Origin of the sequence: Flavobacterium cutihirudinis, from assembly GCF_003385895.1 — a bacterium.
Lineage (GTDB): Bacteria > Bacteroidota > Bacteroidia > Flavobacteriales > Flavobacteriaceae > Flavobacterium > Flavobacterium cutihirudinis.
Genome location: NZ_QRDQ01000003.1, coordinates 1 through 1,414 on the forward strand (window position 1 = coordinate 1; position 1,414 = coordinate 1,414).

The window sequence follows — 1,414 nt, forward strand, 5'->3', positions numbered from 1 at the left end:
CGTCAGATGGAACGAGTACTATCAGCAATTATAGTTCATCTAATACTTATACTTTTGCTCCTCCAACATCAGGAATCACAATAAGCAGTGCAGGACTTATCAGCGGAATGGCCCTTGGAACCACTTATACGGTAACGGCAGAAAATACGGATTGTACTTCTGCATCTTCAGCATCGTTCAGCAATGCAGCGAAGTTGGCAACTCCTGCGGTTCCGACGATCGCTTCAACAGCTCCTACATGTTCGGCTGACGGTTTCTCAACGATCTCGAATTATGTTTCAGGTGTAAGCTATACTTTTGATCCGACAGGACCGAGTGTTGCAGCCTCAGGACTTATCAGCGGAATGGCCCTTGGCACCCCTTATACGGTAACGGCAGGAAATACGGATTGTACTTCTGCATCTTCGGCATCATTCAGCAATGCAGCGAAGTTGGCAACTCCTGCGGTTCCGACAATCGCTTCAACAGCTCCTACATGTTCGGCTGACGGATTCTCAACGATCTCGAATTATGTTTCAGGTGTAAGCTATACTTTTGATCCGACAGGACCGAGTGTTGCAGCCTCAGGACTTATCAGCGGAATGACTCTTGGAACCCCATATACGGTAACGGCAGGAAATACGGATTGTAATTCTGCATCTTCAGCATCGTTCAGCAATGCTGCGAAGTTGGCAACTCCGGCAGTTCCGACGATCGCTTCAACAGCTCCTACATGTTCGGCTGACGGTTTCTCAACGATCTCGAATTATGTTTCAGGTGTAAGCTATACTTTTGATCCGACAGGACCGAGTGTTGCAGCTACAGGACTTATCAGCGGAATGGCCCTTGGCACCCCATATACGGTAACGGCAGAAAATACGGATTGTACTTCGGTTGCTTCAGCTTCATTCAGCAATGCGGCGAAGTTGGCAACTCCTGCGGTTCCGACAATCGCTTCAACAGCGCCTACATGTTCGGCTGACGGGTTCTCAACGATCTCGAATTATGTTTCAGGTGTAAGCTATACTTTTGATCCGACAGGACCGAGTGTTGCAGCTACAGGACTTATCAGCGGAATGGCCCTTGGCACCCCTTATACGGTAACGGCAGGAAATACGGATTGTACTTCGGTGGCTTCAGCATCGTTCAGCAATGCAGCGAAGTTGACAACTCCTGCGGTTCCGACGATCGCTTCAACAGCGCCTACATGTTCGGCTGACGGTTTCTCAACAATATCGAACTATGTTTCAGGATTGACCTATACATTTGATCCGACAGGACCAAGCGTGGATACTTCAGGACTTATCAGCGGAATGGCCCTTGGCACCCCATATACGGTGACGGCAGGAAATACGGATTGTACTTCGGTTGCTTCAGCTTCATTCAGCAATGCAGCGAAGTTGGCAACTCCTGCGGTTCCGACGATCGCTTCAAC

At 49.0% G+C, this 1,414-nt stretch carries 1 pseudogene; it reads left to right on the top strand.

From position 1 onward, the window contains the following. Nucleotides 1-1,414, top strand: a pseudogene (locus BD847_RS20735) (T9SS type B sorting domain-containing protein); the annotation flags it as partial.